14 protein-coding genes are annotated in these 19,095 nt (G+C 26.6%); all 14 read left to right on the top strand.

Features of this window, described 5'->3' with window-relative positions; genetic code table 4:
* Positions 1-48 precede the first annotated feature (48 nt).
* Positions 49-315 (top strand): 30S ribosomal protein S15, encoded by a 267-nt coding sequence (gene rpsO / locus S100390_RS03280; protein ID WP_070406865.1) that lies wholly within the window; start codon positions 49-51, stop codon positions 313-315.
* Between the two features lie 189 nt (positions 316-504).
* Positions 505-2,901 carry a M60 family metallopeptidase gene (locus tag S100390_RS03275; protein WP_070406864.1) on the top strand — a complete coding sequence of 799 codons (2,397 nt, stop codon included), beginning with the start codon at positions 505-507 and terminating at the stop codon, positions 2,899-2,901.
* Positions 2,902-3,059: 158 nt separating this feature from the next.
* Entirely contained in the window at positions 3,060-4,058 is a 999-nt protein-coding gene (locus tag S100390_RS03270) for a spiralin lipoprotein (RefSeq protein ID WP_070406863.1), read from the top strand.
* 386 nt (positions 4,059-4,444) lie between these two features.
* On the top strand, positions 4,445-5,770 hold the full coding sequence (locus tag S100390_RS03265) for a DEAD/DEAH box helicase (protein WP_070406862.1): 1,326 nt from the start codon (positions 4,445-4,447) through the stop codon (positions 5,768-5,770).
* 561 nt (positions 5,771-6,331) lie between these two features.
* A complete protein-coding gene (locus tag S100390_RS03260) occupies positions 6,332-7,174 on the top strand; it encodes an ETX/MTX2 family pore-forming toxin (RefSeq protein ID WP_070406861.1) in 843 nt (280 codons plus the stop codon).
* Positions 7,175-7,191: 17 nt separating this feature from the next.
* Positions 7,192-8,034, top strand: a complete 843-nt coding sequence (locus tag S100390_RS03255; RefSeq protein WP_070406860.1) for an ETX/MTX2 family pore-forming toxin — start codon at positions 7,192-7,194, stop codon at positions 8,032-8,034.
* A gap of 5 nt (positions 8,035-8,039) precedes the next feature.
* Positions 8,040-8,537 (top strand): hypothetical protein, encoded by a 498-nt coding sequence (locus S100390_RS03250; protein WP_070406859.1) that lies wholly within the window; start codon positions 8,040-8,042, stop codon positions 8,535-8,537.
* A 42-nt stretch (positions 8,538-8,579) separates the two neighbouring features.
* A complete protein-coding gene (locus tag S100390_RS03245; protein WP_070406858.1) occupies positions 8,580-9,212 on the top strand; it encodes a hypothetical protein in 633 nt (210 codons plus the stop codon).
* Positions 9,213-9,467: 255 nt separating this feature from the next.
* A complete protein-coding gene (locus S100390_RS03240; protein ID WP_070406857.1) occupies positions 9,468-11,102 on the top strand; it encodes a hypothetical protein in 1,635 nt (544 codons plus the stop codon).
* Positions 11,103-11,210: 108 nt separating this feature from the next.
* Positions 11,211-13,016 carry a hypothetical protein gene (locus S100390_RS03235; RefSeq protein WP_070406856.1) on the top strand — a complete coding sequence of 602 codons (1,806 nt, stop codon included), beginning with the start codon at positions 11,211-11,213 and terminating at the stop codon, positions 13,014-13,016.
* A gap of 21 nt (positions 13,017-13,037) precedes the next feature.
* Positions 13,038-14,858 carry a hypothetical protein gene (locus S100390_RS03230; protein WP_070406855.1) on the top strand — a complete coding sequence of 607 codons (1,821 nt, stop codon included), beginning with the start codon at positions 13,038-13,040 and terminating at the stop codon, positions 14,856-14,858.
* 11 nt (positions 14,859-14,869) lie between these two features.
* Complete coding sequence (locus S100390_RS03225; RefSeq protein WP_070406854.1) at positions 14,870-16,684, top strand: ABC transporter permease; 1,815 nt, start codon at positions 14,870-14,872, stop codon at positions 16,682-16,684.
* Positions 16,685-16,699: 15 nt separating this feature from the next.
* The gene (locus S100390_RS03220) at positions 16,700-17,698 is read left to right on the top strand and encodes an ATP-binding cassette domain-containing protein (RefSeq protein WP_070406853.1); all 999 of its coding nucleotides are present in this window, start codon (positions 16,700-16,702) and stop codon (positions 17,696-17,698) included.
* Positions 17,655-19,076, top strand: coding sequence for a hypothetical protein (locus S100390_RS03215; RefSeq protein WP_070406852.1), 1,422 nt, complete (start codon positions 17,655-17,657; stop codon positions 19,074-19,076). The genes S100390_RS03220 and S100390_RS03215 overlap by 44 nt, the downstream gene beginning before the upstream one ends.
* Positions 19,077-19,095 lie beyond the last annotated feature (19 nt).

Below are 19,095 nucleotides of genomic sequence, written 5' to 3'. Positions count from 1 at the left end.
CTTTGATTTAACATTATGCGCCACAGTAATGAAGGGAGAAATTTATTAATGGTTTCAAAAGATAGAAAAGCAGAATTAGTATCGAAATTTGGACAAAATGCGAAAGATACTGGTTCAACAAAAGTACAAATTGCTATTTTAACAGAAGATATTAACAATTTAACTGCACACTTGAAAATTCATCGTAAAGATATTGTTTCAAGAAGAAGTTTATTACAAAAAGTAGCACAAAGAAAGCATTTACTTGCTTACTTAACTAAAATTGATTTTAATGAATATAAAGCAATCATTGAAGAATTAGGAATTAGAAAATAAAGTTTAAAGGTTTTAAACTTTTTTTTATTTAATAATTTCCTTTTTTGTTTCAATAATAAGATTAACTAAAGAATAATTAATTCATTTGGCATTTACTTTCTAATATTGTTTTTTTATTTAAAAAATGTTTTAATTAAGTGAGGATATAAAGTTGTTTTAAATAAGTTTATATTATTAACGAGGATAGTTATGGGCAATATTAACAATATATCAGGTGTTTGCGATGGGTGCAAAGCAGGATTAAAGATATATCTCACAAAATTATTAGAAACATATGATATCAATAGTGAAGAAATTACCTTTTTTTCATATCAACATCGACAATATAAAAAAATTTTTGAATTAAAACCAATCGATGTTTTTCGTTGTAATAATAAATTATTTGGTTTTAGTCTTACTGGTAAATCAAATCCTAAATTTATTAATAATAAAAAAATTAGTTGAAAAGTATTTCAACTTCATCAAAAAAGAATAATAAGTAATAACAAAACGCAAAATTTAACATCAGAAAAGATCAGGGAAAAGTCTAGTGGGCGTCATTATCGTCAAATTAATAAAAAATGAATTATTATTATTTTATTGTTAGTCCTAATTTTAGGGGCAATCATTAGTATGACAAGTTATTTAATCATTAATAGTTTTAAAAACCCCTCACATGATGTAATTTTTAACGCGGATGGACAAGCAAAACAAAATGCGTTGTTAGAAAATCGACAATTTGCTCATTCTGATCTTTTGCCAACTGGTTACTTTACAAATGATTATAAACCATTTACCATTATGCTAAAAGATGGATTTGATAATCAAAATGTTTATTTACAAATTGGCCAATGAGGAAAATATAATACAATTAATAATGGGCAGAAACCAGCACAGGAATTTTATAAATACCAACTAACAGATAAAACAACTGAAATTATTCCCAAAATTCAAGGAATGATTTATTTAACTAATTATAGTAAAACTAAAGATGTTGAAGTTAAAAGTATTACTGGACCAGCGATTTATCAGGTACCAACTTTTAAAATAGGAAAAACTGATCAAAAAAATTTTTTAAATGATGTTGCAATAACAAAAAGTCCTTTTGTTGAATTTATTAGTAACCATATTTTTTTGACAATGCAAACATATCAAATTGTTAAAATATTTTTATGGGAAAAACAAAATAATATTGATATTGAAAATATTTTAAAAAATTGAGATGATATTTGAAAATACACAAATGAAGCATATGGTTTGAATTCAAATTATTCGGGAATTGCAAAGAAACATCAACAATATATTCATATTGCTAATCCAGATACGGGTGCTGGGTATGCTTCAGCGACCAATTATCATATTACCTTTCAAAATGATACAAGCGCTGGTGCTGATTTGTTTACTAGCACAAGTAAAAATCAATGAGGATTGTGACATGAAATTGGTCATACTTATCAAACCCCACAATATCAATGAAATGGTCTTACTGAAGTAACAGTTAATATTAGTGCTCTTTATGTTCAACATAAATTATTTAACAGTAATCGTTTAGACACATCTAGTCAAATTACTAAAATTAAAAGTCATTTTGCCCAACCAGATCAGCAAAGAAATTTTGATGATATTAGTGATTTGTTTACTAAGCTAGCAATGTTTTGACAACTTCAAATGGCTTTTGGTGATAATTTTTATCCGACTTTATCACAATATTATCGCCTTTTGTCATTTTCACAAAATCCTGCAACAAATGTGGAAAAACAACAATTATTTATTGAAATGACTTCACAAGTAAGTAACCGTAATTTAGCACCTTTTTTTATAAAGTGAGGTTTACCGCCGACTCAAGCAACTAACCAAAAAATTGAAACTTATCCGGCATTAACTAAAAATATTTGAGAAAACATCATTGATGGTACTCATCAACCTATTGTTGAAAATGATGTTGTAACATATGCAATTACAACAGCTGATGTTTCTTTAAAAGATAATGTTGAAATTAGTTTTGGAACAGATATTAATATGACAAACTATGGGAAATATTTTAATTATGCACAGAATTCATTAATTTGAGATGTCGGAATGCAAAACTATCAAATATATCAAAAGGATAACGACAAGTATAAAGTTAATGTTTTCATTGGTTTTAAAGCAACAGGAAAATTACCAAATAAATATGTTTTTGCTATATCAACTAATTATGGTGATACTATTAAGTTTTTAGGTCTTGCAAATAGTTATCATGGGATTTTAGGGTTGGATAAAGATAACAAAAAAATTCGCTTGTATGGTGATGCGGGTACTATTCATAACTATTTTGGTGATAAAGATCCACCATATTATCATGTTATTATTAGTGATAATAATGGAACAAAACTTTATGATCTTAAAATTCTTGGAACAGATAATTTTCTTAATGTTATTCGAACTAATAATTTATGGGAGGGAATTAAATATGCTGAAAATTATTTTATTACATTGGAATTACAAGAAGCTAGTCGTGTTTTAAAATTTAATTCAATTTTAAATGATTGAATAGCAGTTTCGCCAACTAATAAGATTACAAAAAAATATCAAATTATTAATAATAAACTAATGGAAGTTAATTAGAACAGTATCATTTTTCCTCTATTAAAAGAAAGGAGATTTTTAAATAAAAAATAAATTTATTCTTAAATTTCTTGCTTTTTTTTTTTTTTTTTATAATGAATAATATTAAATATAAAATAATATTTAATATTTTCAAAAACAAGGAAAGGAAACAAAAAATGAAACGATTATTAGTAATCTTAGGAGCTTTCGGTTTAACAGCAACTGGTGCAACATCAGTAGTTGCATGTAATAACAAAAATGTTGCAGATAATGATTTATCAAAAGTTAAATCAATTACTGCACCAACAGTAGTAACTGCTGTTAAATCAGAAAGTGTAACAAAAGATGAAGTTAAAACAGCTTTAGCAGCAAATGTTTTATTAGCAGTGCAAGGAATTGCTAAAACAGCAAAAGCAGATGATTTTACATATGATGTTTTTAAAGATAACAAAGGAACTACATATAGTAATGTTAATTTAAAAACAGGAACAGCAGATGTTTATGTTAAAATTACTGCAGCAAAAGGTAAGAAAGTTGTTGTTAATTCATCGGGATATATTAAAGTAACTTTACCAAAAGAAGGAACAGTAGATAAAAAGGATATTGCAGGAACAACAGTGGTTGATCCACAATTAATAGCGGATTCAAGTAAAAAATATTCTGATTTGTTAGCAAATCAAACTTTAATTACTGCAGTTGTGACTGGGATTAAAACAAAAACTAGTCTTGATACAGTTGTAACAACAGATTTTACTTTAACAAGTGATAAAACTGCTACTGCTTCACAAGCAGCTGGGAGTGTTAAAATTACTGTCACTGCAGCAACAGGGTCAACAAAAATTTCGGGAAAATTTGATTTTACAATTCTTTTAAAAGCTGCGACGCCAGCTAAAAAAGATATTACAGGGACAACAGTGGTTGATCCACAATTAACAGCTGATACAAGTAAAAAATATTCTGATTTGTTAGCAAATCAAACTTTAATTACTGCAGTTGTGACTGGGATTAAAACAAAAACTAGTCTTGATACAGTTGTAACAACAGATTTTACTTTAACAAGTGATAAAACTGCTACTGCTTCACAAGCAGCTGGGAGTGTTAAAATTACTGTTACTGCAGCAGCAGGATCAACAAAAATTTCGGGAACATTTGAATTTACGATTACTTTAAAATAGTAACTAAATCAATAAAAAACACTATTTTTAATAGTGTTTTTTATTTGCCAGAAGGGGACGTATATGTTCAAGATGTTTTGTTTTAAAACTGACTTTTTCAATTTAAGTAAAAAAATTAAAGAGAATTAATTTTGCAGATGTGTTAAACTAAAGAATATAAGGATTTTATCTAAAGAATATTTTTTAAATATAATCATAATAGTTGAAACTTTATTCTATTATTTAATATAAAGTGCTTGGTTTTTTTGTTATTTTAGGATATACTTAATAGGTTGTTAAACTTTAATTTATTCTGTGATCCAAAATAATGCCAATATGTGAATTCAACAGTCGTAATGTTAAAAAACAACTAAACTATTTTATATTAACTATTTAAAGGAGACTAAATGAATTTTAATACACTAAATTTATCCCCAGCCTTAGAACGAATGATTACTAAGATGGGATATACTAATCTAACTGAAATTCAAGAAAAAGCTATTCCAGTTGCATTAAATAATCAAGACATTATTGGCAAAAGTCATACTGGAACTGGTAAAACAGCCGCTTTTATTTTACCAATTTTACAAAGGTTAGATCCACAATTAAAACGACCACAAGCTATTATTTTATGCCCAACAAGAGAACTGGCAATGCAGGTAATTGATCAAGTTCGAAAATTTGCGACTTATTTAGAAGGAGTAAACGCAACATTATTATGTGGTGGTTCTCATTTACAACGCCAAATTTACTCATTGCGAAAAAGTAACATTGTTGTTGGAACACCAGGGCGAATTGCTGATCATATCAATCGTAATACCTTGCGGTTAAACACAATTAAAACAATTGTTTTAGATGAAGCAGATGAAATGTTAAAAATGGGTTTTAAAACCGAACTTGATAAGGTGTTTGAAAATGCCCCCAAAAAATATCAGACATTATTATTTTCTGCAACAATGCCAAAACAAGTCTTGGAAATTGCTAATAAGTATCAAAATAATCCTGTTGAAATTGTTGTAACAAGAAATGCTACAGAACAAAACAATATTACTCAGTATTATGTTGATGCAATTTCTTATCGTAAAGAAGATGTTTTAATTGCTCTATATAAAAATTTACAACCAAAACGAAGTATTATTTTTTCTAATACAAAAGCTTTTACTGATAAAATTGCTAAAATGCTTGCAACAATTGGGGTTACTAGTTGTGTTATTAATGGGGATAAACGGCAACGTGAACGATTACAAGCAATGCGATCATTTCGTGAAGGAAAAGCAACGGTATTAGTTGCAACTGATGTTGCTGCACGAGGAATTGATATTGATCAGATTGATTATGTTTTTAATTATGATATTCCAACGGAACGAGAAAGTTATATTCACCGCATTGGTAGAACAGCACGAGCAGGTGCTACGGGAGTTGCAATAACGATTGTTTCGAATCGTAATGATTTAAATGAAATTAAACATTTGGCACAATATCAAAAGAAAAAAATTGAATTATTTGATATTACTAATTATAATTTAAAAGAAAAAATAAAAGAATCTAAGAATTTTAGTGGAAATTACAAACAGTTAGATTCTAAACAAAATAAGAATAGTAAATATAGTAATTCTCATGGTTCATCCAAAACTGATCGTGGCAATTTTAATAAGAGTAATGCCCCACAATTTGGAAAAAATAACAAAAGAAAAAATAAAAAATTTGCAAAAAACAAATTAAAATTTAATTAAATTTTTATTAGAAAGAAGAAGGTTATCTTCTTTCTTTTTATATATCTAAAAAACAATGAAAGATATCCTTGCCATAATAGCAGGTTAGTTTATGATTTGAAAAAAATAATAAATTATTATTAATTTTGATTATTCATTGAATTGGATTTTACTAACTAATGGAGTTTAACATAAGGGAAAAAATAGGATTGTTTTTATTTTTTTCTAAACAAATTATGGTTCAAGAATTAGCAAATAATATGATAATTTATGTAAATCTTTTGCAACTATTTTGATAAAAATAAAAATGACCGGTTAAAAGAAGTATTAATTTAAAATAGTGCTACAATAGGGTTGAGGTTTAGCAACTTAGAAAAAAACGATATTTTACTATCAAAACTAGGCCTTGTTTTTTATCCGATGAGGTTGATAATGATAATTTTTAATTTTTTATCATTAAGTTAATTTTTAATTACCATTATTAATTTTGTTTTTCTGAATAAATTACGTGCTTATAGAATTTATAATGTTATATTTTAATATGCAACACAACTTAATTAATATTAAAAAGAGGTGTAAACTATGATTAAGATGTTAAAATTATTAACTGCTGTCTTTAGTGTTAATTCTTTTGTTATGCCTTTAGCATATAATAATAATTTATTGAAAGATAATACTACTGATTCGCAAACTCCAACAATTATTAACTTGGATGATTATATAACTGAAGCGCTATATAGTGATTTTAAAATTCATCATCCATCAGTTTTTATTAGAAACCTTAATATACTTTCTAAAAATTTAACTTATTCTAATACAGATGTTTCAATTAAAAATACGACATTTTTAAATAGTTCAAATGATATTGAACCAGGACTTTACTTTGGAAAGGCAACTTTTACAAATAACACTGATTCTATGCAAACCTTTCAAACCCCAGAATTTATTCAAAAAGTAACGACAACCTATACTTATCAAACGATTACAGGAATTTCCGCTGGAATTGAACTTAAATTTACGTATCTAGATTTTAATTACAAAATTAATTATAGTAAAACAGACATTGATACAACAACAAATACAGTAACGCTTACTGCCCCAAATCAACCCATTAAAGTAAAACCACATACGTTAACAACGGCAACGGTTTATTTAGGAACTTCCAAAGGGAATGCTTATCTTAATTTAGATGCTGATATTAGTGGAACCGTTAAATGTGAAATTAATAAAATTGATGGAGTGGGAGTTATTTATGAGGTAAATATTGCCGATGCTTTTAAGTCATTACAAACATTAAGTTCATTACCTGATGCAATTAGTATTAAATCCAATAATGTTGTTCACTTTAATGGTTTAGGAAGCATTAATGGATTTGTTACTAAAACTAATTATTTTGTAACTGTTAAAGATACACCTATTGCGTAAGAAAAGAGATGATCAAAATGAAAAAACCATTAGTATTAACAGCAATTACTACTATTTTAAGCGGAACAATCCCAATGGTCAGTTATCCGATTTCACATACAATGACTAACGTTAAAGTTAATCAAATTATTAAAGATGAGCAAATAATTGATTTTAATGCGTTAAATCAAAAAGTAGCATTAGCTGTGTTAAAACAAAATTTTCCTGACCAAACAATTAGTGATGTTACAAATATTAATGTAACAAACTTAAATGTCTTTAATGTTAGAGGAATTGTTACTGGAACAAGCAGCACTGAAGAGCCACAAGCAATTTTTATGGGTGACAATGTTCTAGATAATAGTGAAGGTGATACTGATCAGACATTAAAAACCCCATCATACCAAAAAGATGTTACCAATATAATTACGCATACCGTAACACATGGAATAACACTTAGTGCTAAAGCAACGATTGATATTTTTAATATTAATCTTGATTATAATTTTAGTAATTCTAAAACCGAGACACAATCAACAACCATTACGGTTAATTCACCAATACAACAAGTTGTTGTACCAGCACACAAGAAAGTATTAGTAAAAACTTATTTAGGTCAAAATGATACTAAAGTAGATTTAGACTTAAATGCAACACTTAGCGGAACTATTACCGGAAATTATACAATTGCTAATTCAAATGTTGTTTATGATTTTGATTTGCCTCTTGCATTAGCATATGAGCAATATAGTGTTAATAATCCATTGCCAAGTGGAATTTCAGTTGATATGACTAATCAATTAGTCACTTTCCGCGGTCTTGCAGACGCTGAAAATGTTTCAGAAAGTAATATCTATTCTGTGACAATTGAGGAGGCGTAATTATTATGAAAAAATTTCTTTTGTTATTTGCAACAACAAGTATTACAGCGGGTGCTGTTATTCCAACAACTTTAAAATTAGATAACACTAATTTGTCTAATACAATTTTTAATCCGGTGCATTATAGTTTTCACAAAGATAATAGCAATGGGAAAACAAATACTCTTGTAGAAATTAACTTATTTTCTTATACCTCATATAGTAATAGTTGAAATGATTTTATTACTCATTATAAAACGCTTTCTTTTCTAAACTTTGATGCTGCTGGTGGTGGAAGTGGATCAACATATGATAATAATAGTTTTTTAATTGCAACAAATCGGTTAATGACATATTCAAGCATTGTTTGTCATTATATTTATAATCAACAAGATGTTAGTATTTCATTAAAATTTCAAGAAATTAAAGGTTATATTTTTGCCATTGCGCAAATCATAACTGCTAATGATTCAAGTTCTAACATCTGAGCGACATTACAAATTGGTACTGTCATTATTTATTAAAATTTATAGTAATTACATTTATTAAATAAAGGAGAAATTAACATGAAAACATTACTTACAAATTTAATTGCAGTTAGTTTAATTGCAACCCCAGCCGCTATTATTAGCGACCAACATACACTAATCACTCAAAAAGAACAATCAAATCATGTTTTATCTGCTAATACAGGTGACATAAATATGAGTGCTCATGCTGGAATTAGTTTCCAATGATGATATACTAGTGATAGTCATTCTAGTGCAACATCTGATTTAATTAATATTGATGATTATGCAACAAGTGTAAACGACTTTGTAACATTATTCCCAAAACTTAAAATTTCAAATACTCTTGGTAATATTACCCAAAACTACATTGGTTATTCAAATCCAATTTATCCATCACCACATAATCAAGGAAATTTTAATAGCACACCAATTGTTTTAAATACTGCTGATTTATTTAAAATGGGAGAAAGTGTTGATACTATTATTGGTAATTATAGTTATTCAGATACATCAACAACCGCTACTTCCGAATCACATATTACAACAGCAATAACTACTATTGCTGGGAAAACATTTTTAACAATGTATTGTACTTCAATTGCGAAAGGAAATGCAGGACCATTTAGCCAATTTGTTTATAATAGTGCTGACACAAATATTAATAAAGTAGAATTTTTAAGTAATTAGTTATTAATTTAAAAAGCAATTATAATTGCTTTTTTTTTTTTTTTTTTGCAAAATTAAGTTTAATTTTAGAATGTAAAAAATAAAACTGTTTTTTGGTACAAATATTATATTTATTTATAAAAATGATAAATTATTTTAATGATAATATTTAAATGTAGAGATAGAGGTAAGTCAACTAGAGAAAATAGTTTTGAAGTAAAAACTAATTTTTAGTGTTCTTATTTTAACTATATTAACACAAAAGGGGTACCAATTATGAAGTTTTTATTTTCTGAAATTTGCTTAAAATGTCGGCAAAGACTGAAACAGCAACTTATTCCATTGATTCAAAAAGAAACCAATCTTGCTTTAGAAGATGTTCTTTTTATTAAAATTAAGATGGATAGTAGTATTAGTGAACGATATGATACAATTCGACCATTAATTATTTTTAATTGTAATAATTTAATGTTTGGTATTTTTGGTAAACGACAATTTTATCGTGATTTAATTACTAAAATTCCAAATTATAAATATCAAAATAATGTTTTATACGTTTCAGGTAATTTTATTCGTAGTTTTCATAAGAAATATTCAAAAAATCTTAGAAATAATACGGAACATAAGTTTGGTAGTTGCATTCCAACTGAATTAAAATTAGATTTTAATCAGAAACCATTAACATATGATTTATTATTAGGGGACCCAGTTTTACAACCACAACCATTTTCAATAGAATTACAAAAGTCTTCGGAAGTTAAACAACAAATGGGAGTTAATGATTCTTTTCATAATTCAAAGTCCATAAAAAATAATAATTCATTTTCTTCTGCTGGTAAAAATGAAGGGCCTTTAATGGCATTTCCAATTGTTAAAGCAAGCACCTTAAGGTGGTCAAAATTAAATCCAGTTAAATGAAAATGAAATTTATTAATTGGTAAAATTCGATTATGAATATTAATTGTTATTTTATTTTTTATTATGTTAATTATTGCTTTAGTCAGTGTTCTTTGTGCAGAATTAATTCCTGGCAATAAGCTTGAAGGTATTCAAATTTTACAATTAGCCAAGAGTGGAATTAACAGTTTTAATGTTTTGCCAAGTGGTGATTTATACTTATCACAAGACAATGGGAAATTATATTATACTAATGATCAAAATATCTCAAATAATTTAAAACCCCTTGGTTCAATTAATGATCAAATTACTGATATGACTGTTAACTTAAATGGCCAATGATATGTTGGAACAAATAGCGGTAATATTTATCATGGGTTAAACGATAGTAAAGCTGCATTCATTACTAACTGTAAAAATTATAATGGAAATAATATTGTTCTTGATTCACAAAATAATTGATATTTTATTGATACTAAAAACAATATTAACTTGGGAACAACAGATTATAATGGGACAGTTACGATTAAACCAATCGCAACAATTTCTGAAGCTAATAATCTCATTATTTATAATGACAATGAATTTTTAGTAACAACTGTTGCTGGTGGCATTTATCGTTTAAGTAAAAATATTAATAATAATTATAGTGTTGATTTTTTAACAAGTTTGGAGTCACCGATTTTTTCCTTAGTTGTTAAAAATAATTGAACATGAATTGCTTTAACAAAAGATAATAAATTATGAACAGGAAATATTGCAACCGTCGCTAATAATAATGTGAAATTATTAGCATCTTTTCCGACGGTGGTTAATATGATGACAATTAATTTGGCAACATCTGAATTAATTGTAAGTTCCTTAGATGGGATTATTTATAAGATTACTAATAGTGACCAAATTATTAAATTAGTTAATTTAAAACAGAGACTGTCAGTGTTAGTTGCAGATTTTAATTGTAATTTATGATATGCTGGCACATTTGACGGCAAAGTTTATCAAGGCACGATTTAATTAAATGGGGGTAGAGATAATTTATTTATCGGAGGGTGGGCATATTTGTTGTTTAATGTATTTAGCAAATTAAAGCAAAAACAATTAATTTAACAAAAGGAGGCAATAATGAAAAAAATACTTAGTATATTAGGAACGATGTCTTTATCATGTGTGGGTGTAACAACAATTATTTCTTGTGCACCAAAAAATAAGGCTCCAGCAGATGATAATTCCGAAATTATTAATGAATTTAAAAACCGAATTCAAACAATTACTAATAATGCACTTTCATTAGGAGATCAATATTCTGTTATTGATGGTGATAGTAATTTTGGTCCCGGTGGTAGTATTGTGCTAGATACCTTGGATCAGAATTATCGAGAAAGTAATAAAATTGCATTAGAAAATCAGAAAGTTATTAACAAAATTGCCGATTATGTTAATACACAATTAAAAAATCAAATTGTAACAAAATTGCTTTTACCTGATCGTGATATTCATAGTTTTATTAATGGAGTTAATCCTAGTGATGTTTTAAAGGTAAATACTTCACAGTCACACATTTATCAAATGCCGTATCATTGATCACCAGATGTAACGGGTCCTCACGGTTGAAGTGATGATAAAACGTTGCAACTTTTCGGATACAATACTCGCGAAGACTGGGCTAAATATTATAATTCAGTACAAGACCACTTTACAAAGTTAGGATATATTGCATTAAACTTAATTATTAATTTATCGTTTTACAATCAATTTACAAATAAAATTGAAACTAGACAAATTAATTTATGAACAACTAATTTGTATGTTGTTGATGGGGTTGGAAAAAAATTTTTGGAACGCTTAATTGATACTAGTTTTCAACCAATTTCAAATCAGTTAGGAAAATACACAATTATTCAAAATAATTTAGGAAATAATTTTTCATTTCGCAATAGTCAAAATAATTTTATTCGAAACTCAATTGATGATTTAAAAACTTATTTGTCTAATACGTTACATTATGATGTTGATGATTTTAAAATTAACAATCCAACTGTTGATACTAATGATAATTATGATATTGGTGAAGATAAATTACCCGGTAGCAATTCTTTAACAGCAAATAATGATTATTTTGCAAGAGCATATTTAAATTATGATGACAAAACAAAAGTAACTCCAATTGGTTCAATTGCCCAGTTTTCAGAAAAATTTAATAATGATTTTTTAACAATGGACAAAGTTTTTACAACAAAGTTAACTAATGATATTAGCAATTGAAAAAACACTGATGTTTTAAACTTTAAATGAAATCCATCTAGTAGTTATGACTTAACTTCTGATATTCAAAATCATACTTTTGAATTTGGAACAATTGTTTTACAGAATTGGTCTTTATATAACATTATTTTGCCAAAAATTAAGATTCCTTTTGTTATTACTCGTACTTTGACACGACCAGCAGTGTATTCAGCTTTATCAACAACAATGGGTAATCTATTTGCGGAGGGTGGTGTTTTTTGAAATAATGCTGAAATTGAAACAAATGAGGATCTGGCATGAATTGATCATGACCACTTAATGTTTTCAGTCAATTTAAAAAGTACTAGTACATTTGATAGTTATACTAAAAATGGTGCTGGAAAAACATTCTTAAATGCCTTAGATTTTTTAAAAGATGGTTTAACAACAGATTTGACAGCAAAGCAAATTGATTTAAGTTCTACAAAAATTCTTGATTTCTATGGCAATTATAATAGTATTTTTGATTATAATATTGCAAAATACCACAATGCTTGATATAGCCATGATGGTGATCGTCAAGCTAAGCATATTTTATTTGCAGCGGCTAAACATTGGTTTCAAGCATATATTTATTTAGATATTGCCGGTTTTAATTTTCAATTAAATCCAGTTTCGTTTGCAAAAACACGAGTATATTATTAGTTTAAAAAAGGAGAAAAAAATATGAAAAAACTATTATGTTTGTTAGGATCACTTACCTTAGTGGGAGGATCAACTTCAACTATTGTTGCTTGTAATCATAAGGCAAATAATCCTTCTGATGATTCAACAGTAATTCAAAATTTAATTAAAAATAAAGTTCAATATTATCTGCAACAATATTTGAAACTTGGAAATCGTGATGGTCCATATTTAACAGACAGCAATTTAATTTCTGCTGTCAGTACATATTTAACAGATTTGCAAAATACTTTTAGTTATAATGATGATAAACCAGAAACGATTACCCAAAAAGAATTTATTGATCCCTTGAATAAATATATTAATAATATCTTAAAAACGGCTGTTTTTCCCAAAATAGTTGATGATAAATCAATTGGTCAATATTTTAAAGGAATTAAACCCGAAACAGCAATTGTTGTTGCTAATCAAACAGTTTATAAAAAATTACCATTATGATGAGATCCAACTCAAACAAAAACACCAAATGTTTTATTTGGGTATGATAGTGTGCAAGATTATAAGGAACACTTTCTTACGACAACTGATATTAACAAATTAAAATATTGGTTTTCAATTCAAATATCTAATTTTAGTTTTAACTTAACTTATAATGATTTGGCAGCAACAAAAAATACAACAATTAACGTTACTACAAATTCAACACAGTTTTATTTAATTAATCATGATGGTTATGCGCCTTTTTATTCATTAGTGAGTCATGCTGCTGATAAAGTAAAAGACTTTATTGAAACAATGACTTTAGCCTATGATCCCCAAAAGGGACAAAATGCAATTTATAATTTTACTTTTAGTAATAATGAGAAGGTCTTATCAAAAGCATTAACCGAAGAATTTATTTCAAAATTAGCTAAAGCAGCGCAGCAAGAAGAAGACGAAATTAAGTTGGATAATGTTACATATCCTGAAGAAGTGAACGAATTAGGGAATTGAGAACCTAATAATTATGATTTTGCAAAAAATTATTTTAATCATTCAACAGATTTTATGGGTAATGAATCAGGGAAATACAGTAATAATGATTTTCAAAGCAATATTACTAGTGATTTTAATACAAGAAATACTAGTTTTCAGAATACATTAACAAATAATGTTGCAAATAGTTGAGTTGATGCTCAAGGTGATAATCTTGTTTGAAATAATAAAGATTTTGCAAAAAATTATGATTTTAATAAAATTTATACTTTTGGGCGAGTTGAATTAACAAAATGAGAAGATAAAAATGTTTTATTACCAAGATGAAAAATTCCATTTATCATTGTTCATGATACAACAGTTACGGATTATGAAAATAATATTACTAATATTGCTAGTGAAACTTTTGCTCAAAATGGTGCGTTTTGAGATAACGCGACGATTAGAGAGGCCGATGTTTTAGGCTTTGGGATAACGGGGTTCTTAATTAAAATGAATGATCAAAATGAATTTAATAGTTATGAAGAAAATAGTAGCAAAACATTTACTAATGCGATTGATAATATGACAAATAAAATTATTAACAAAATTAATTTAACATATCCTAAGATTAATCAAAATATTTTAAAAAGCATTTCATTTAATTCAACGGTTCCAACTTTATATGATTATTCAATTTCAACTTCTTCGAAGTGAGAAGATCCTATTTTTCAACAGATTTTTCCAAACTTAGATACAAATAAAGTTGCCTTACACTTTAATTATTATGCTTTAAAAGAATTAATGTGGCCACACATTGAATATAATGTTGGTGGTTTTATGTTTAATCTTTCATCAGCACCAGGGATTGGTTATATTTTTTCTGGAATTTATTATGGCGAAATTTAAGCTTAAATTGTATGATTGCAAAAACTAAAATATTATTAGGAACTGTTAAGACCAATAAAAAAGGAAAATTAAAGAAAGCAAATATTTTTAAATTATATCGTTATTTATTTAATAAAATATTTGCTTCTCTCTCTACTATTTTAATTCTTTTTTTAACAATAATTTTTGTTGTAATTAGTCCAATTGTTTTATTTTTAATTTCTACTGATGTTTATAGCACAATTAATAATTTACAGTTTTTTGTTCTATTATTTTATTGTATTTTTCTATATTTATATATTTTATTAATTTCAATTAAGTTGTTTGGTAACCAGATTGAAGATAATAGCTTTTTGTTAGTTTTAACAAAACCATATGCTCGGCGAACCATTATTTTAATTCAGTATTTAGTAATTTATTTTTCAACTTTATTTTTAATTATGTTATCAGTTATTATTTTTTTAGTGCTAGGAAATATCTTTATTGCTAGTAAGAAGTTAAACTTAGCAGTTTTCTTCAACAAGTTATGTTTAAAATTATTTTTATTTAGTTTATTATTTAGTTTTTTGTTAATTAATAGTGTTGTTTTTTTAGTTACATTATTTAATACAAGGATTGTTTTTTTAATTTTCTCAATTTTTTGTAGTTTATTTATTTTAGGGGGATTACCTTATACTTTAATTAAATATAAAATTGAAAATATTAGTTTTAATTTTAATGATTCAGATGGGAATGTATCACTTAGTTTGATGAAGGTTAATCAAGCGACACGTTTTAAAAATTTTCTAGAACATAATTTAATTAAATATCCTAATTTAACAAAAACTATTTTTGATGATTTTTATAATAAATGAGACTTTAATGAAATTAAAGATTTTCATAGTCAAAATAATCAGGAGAATCGTTGGCAATTTTATCAAGATTTGGGACTAATTGATCGAAATGAATTAACAAAAACTTTTAACACAAATATTATTTCATGATTTGACCATAATGATATTGTTGGTCCATCAACAATTTATTTAATTCAAAATCATCGTTTTATTTCATTAGACCAATTACAAAATCAAATTAGCCAAAAAATTGGTAATGTTTCAGTTGAAAGTGATTTATTAGCAATGATTAACGATTATGCAAAACAATATCACGATGGGTTAACAGGCTTTATGAATACAATAAATATTAAAGTAAATGAACTAATGGATTTTATTAGTAACCCAAATGATCCACCAGCAGTTAAACCAACGGATTCATCATATGTTTCATATCAATCGGCAAGTGGGGTTACTAAATATACGATAATTGATACAACTGAAATTACTCAAGTTTTTCTTCGCCCAAATGATTATGTTTTTGGTCAAAAAGAACGAGATGAATTTAATAATTTGTTTTTAAATCCAGTTTTTTTTGCAATTAGATCATTAGAAGATTCAATTAGAGAAATTGTTCTTAACTTAGATTATTTAAAAAATGATTCATTGAAACAAGATCTTAATGGAAATGTTCTATCATTTCAAAAGTATCAAAATATTATGCAAGAATATCAAATTATTAATAAATTTAATGTTTTTGAGCATTTTTGTCAATTATGAACATTTTTGCTAGGTTACTATGGTGATTATTACTTTGATCCTAATTTAATTGGTCAAATTGATTTTGATCAAGAATTAAATCCTTTTTTTAGTTATCCAATGAATGTTTTAACAATTAATAAAGACCAAAAGATTGAGTTTAGTAATTTAAAAACAGTCCAAAATAATATCGTTGTTATTTATGCATACTTAGGTTTAAGTTGTTGCTTTTATTTATGTGCCTTAGTAGTCTGACGATATAAAAAAATTTCTTAAGGTGAGGTGAATGCTATGGCAACAATTGAAGTAAAAAATTATCAGCAAAAATTTAAAAATTTCTCACTTAAGAATGTTAATTTTAAAGTCAATAGTGGGACTTTACATGCCTTGATTGGAGAATCAGGCAGTGGAAAGTCAGTTATTATTAAGTCAATTATTGGGGCATTACCAACTTATAAGGGCAAAATTTTAATTGATAATTATAAAGCAACAAAATCAAAGGCAAAATTAAAATTAGGTTTTTCAACTAACCTTGAAGAATTCCCAAGTGAATTGACAGCTTATAAATTTTTAAATTTACTAGGTGATTTGTCATCAATTCCAAAAAATTATTTACAATATAATATTAAAAATTTAATGATATATTTTGGTTTATGAGAACATCGTCATAAAAAATTAAAATCTTATTCATCAGGAATGAAAAATCGGATTATGATTATTCACTCAATGATTAATAATCCAGCAATTATGATTTTTGATGAGCCAGGGGCAAACTTAGATTATAAAAATCGTGTTCGATTTTATCACTTTTTAATGTTACAAAAACAACTTGGTAAAACAATTTTTTTAACAACCCATATGATTGATGAACTTGAATCCATTATTGATGATTGTACAATTATTAGTGATGGTAAAATGCTTTATAGTGGAACATATGATCTTTTTCGCCAACATTCGGATTATTGTATTAAAGTTTCAAATAATAAATTACTTCTTAAATATTTTCAAGCAAATAATATTTCTTTTATCTATCACGCGGAAAATGAGGAATTTATTGCGACAATGGATTATAATATGAATATGAATGAATTCTTTGCATATACATTACAAAATAACGTTATTGTAATTTATTTAAAAGAAATTAAAAATGATTTGGCACAATTAAAACTAAAATTAGCACGGTTAGGATATCTTCAAGAAAAATCACATATTAATCAGCAGCAGTCCAAAAAGGAGAAGAAAAAGCATGAAAAAATTATTAAATATGCTCGGCGCCATCGCACTAGCTAGTTCATTAGCAATGACAATGATTAGTTGTCATCCAAGTAATTATGATAATAATATTAGCGTTTCTCAATTAAAGAAAGAAGATTCAATTGAGAATTGAAATCAAGTTTTTAATAATGATATTTTTTATCAAAATGATGCTTTTACAATGAAAGCATTAAAGGTTAATGCGAATAATAATATTGCGCTAGATCAACTTTTTCAATTTAATAATTTGACTGATAAATTATTAGTTACAGATCCATTAGTGTCACCAACTGAAAAAATGGTTTTAGTTGAATTAGGAACTGAGAACCAAACAAATAAAACTGGTGATTTTAAGATTATGCTTTATAAGATTTTTCCAAAACTAAATGCAAATCATGTTTATAGTTGAGATTATAAAGCTTGTCAATTGTTTTATACGACAGCAATTAAATGTTCGTTACCAGTGATTGATTTTAGGAAGCTAAAACTTGATGATTATTCTGAATATGTTGCAAATATTGATCAAATTAACATAATTGATGATATCGACCCAGTGGTACTAGAACAAATTAAGACTAAGTTTAATCAATATTTACAGACAACAATTAAAAATAATTGAGTTAATATTGTGTACGAACTTAACATTGATTATAAGATAACATTTGTAACTTTAGCAAAAAATAAAGAAAATAGAAAGTATCTAGATGTTAAAATTAAAGGGATTAATAGCAATTTAAAAGGAACGAAAGAAATAAAAATTTGATTAATAAATAATCAAACAACATATGATTTAAAGAACATCGCATTACTTGATTATTATGATTTTAAAGTTAATGACTCAAGTCATGTAACAAATCAGGAAATAACAGCAAAATATCAAGAATTATTATTAATAATAAAAAATGTGATTACTTCAGAATGAAAAGATAGTTATTTACAAGCGGGAATTGATTATTCTGTTACTATCCCAAGTTTTGTTCCTGGTGATTTAACAGACACATTTTTATCAGTTTACTTAAAACCATTAACGTGACGAACAACTAATAGTAAACATATTACAATTGTTTTATATAGTTCAGATAATGGGAATGATGCAACATTAAGTGGTTATGGTGATGCTGTTAGTTTTTATGGGATTGATAAAACAAAACCGTTAACAAAGCAAGAATGTCAATTAATTTATCAGTTTCTTGATAACATTGCACAAAGTATTTTTATTTCGCAAAAAGTATATTATGCAAAACAGGGGAAAACGAATATGGAAAATGATTATACAATTGCTGTAAATGATATTGAACCAGGACATATTTTACCGTTTGATCAAGTAACAATAAAATTTTCTGGAAACAAAACTGATCAAAATCCTAATGCACGGATAAATGGATATTGTACTTGGCAAGTAGCTTTTGCTTAATATAAATTAGGGAGGAACA

Origin of the sequence: Spiroplasma sp. NBRC 100390 (genome assembly GCF_001886495.1) — a bacterium.
Taxonomy (GTDB): Bacteria; Bacillota_I; Bacilli_A; order Mycoplasmatales; family Mycoplasmataceae; genus Spiroplasma.
This window is presented reverse-complemented; position numbering and strand designations above follow the sequence as displayed.